The sequence below is a fragment of the Streptococcus sp. GMD6S genome (assembly GCF_000297015.1).
Map to the genome: position 1 here is coordinate 1 of NZ_AJRH01000143.1, position 1,318 is coordinate 1,318.

1 protein-coding gene and 1 pseudogene are annotated in these 1,318 nt (G+C 43.5%); both read left to right on the forward strand.

The window, feature by feature from the left end:
* Positions 1–396: pseudogene (gene vex3 / locus GMD6S_RS09185) on the forward strand (ABC transporter permease subunit Vex3); the annotation flags it as partial.
* A gap of 248 nt (positions 397–644) precedes the next feature.
* A complete protein-coding gene (vncR, locus tag GMD6S_RS09190; RefSeq protein ID WP_000697942.1) occupies positions 645–1,301 on the forward strand; it encodes a response regulator transcription factor VncR in 657 nt (218 codons plus the stop codon).
* The last annotated feature ends 17 nt before the right edge of the window (positions 1,302–1,318 follow it).

A 1,318-nucleotide genomic window follows, 5' to 3' on the forward strand; every position in this document is an offset into this window, starting at 1 on the left:
AAGGAAGTGGGAATCCTCCTCTCTATCGGTCTCAAGCAGGCAAGTATCTTGGGGCAATTCATCACCGAATCGATCTTGATTGCCATCCCTGCTCTTGTTTCTGCTTACTTCCTAGCCAACTACACAGCCCGTGCAATCGGAAATACTGTTCTTGCCAATGTCACTTCAGGTGTTGCCAAGCAAGCCAGTAAGGCTGCTCAAGCTTCTAACCTTGGTGGTGGTGCAGAAGTAGACGGCTTTAGCAAGACCTTGTCGAGCCTAGACATTTCCATTCAGACATCAGACTTTATCATCGTCTTTGTCCTTGCTTTGGTTCTAGTGGTTCTCGTTATGGCGCTTGCTTCAAGCAATCTCCTTAGAAAACAACCAAAAGAACTCTTGCTCGATAGCGAATAAAAAACTTGCTACCTATTCTCCCCTAAATGGGGTATAATATAGGTAGCATTTTTATCTGTTTTGTCTTGATAAGGACTCTTCGAAAATCAAATTCAAACCACGTCAGCTTCACCTTGCCGTACTCAAGTACAGCCTGCGGCTAGCTTCCTAGTTTGCTCTTTGGTTTTCATTGAGTATAAGGACTCTTCCTATCAGGATGAAACAGAGGAGATTTACAAGAAATTTAAAGGATGTGAACCGTTTTTTCTATGAAAATTTTAATTGTAGAAGATGAAGAGATGATCCGTGAGGGAATCAGTGACTATTTGACGGATTGTGGTTATGAAACCATTGAGGCAGCAGACGGTCAAGAAGCTCTGGAAAAATTTTCCAGCTATGAAGTAGCCCTAGTTTTATTGGATATCCAAATGCCCAAGCTTAATGGCCTCGAAGTCCTAGCGGAGATTCGTAAAACCAGTCAGGTCCCTGTCCTGATGTTAACCGCCTTTCAGGATGAGGAATACAAGATGAGTGCTTTTGCTTCTCTAGCAGATGGTTATCTGGAAAAGCCCTTCTCTCTCTCCCTTCTAAAAGTGAGGGTGGATGCAATTTTCAAGCGCTACTACGATACGGGACGAGTCTTCTCCTATAAGGATACCAAGGTGGATTTTGAGAGTTACAGTGCAAGCCTCGCAGGTCAAGAAGTGGCCATTAATGCCAAAGAGTTGGAAATTCTGGACTATCTGGTGAAAAATGAAGGACGGGCCTTGACTCGTTCTCAGATTATCGATGCGGTCTGGAAGGCAACAGATGAGGTTCCCTTTGACCGTGTCATTGATGTCTATATCAAAGAACTGCGGAAAAAGCTAGACTTGGATTGCATCCTCACTGTGCGCAATGTTGGTTATAAATTGGAGCGAAAATGAAACGAACAGGTTTATTT

What these genes read in the sequence shown, in the direction of transcription:
- vncR (WP_000697942.1), top strand. Translation starts at nt 645, where the DNA reads ATGAAAATTTTAATTGTAGAAGATGAAGAGATGATCCGTGAGGGAATC.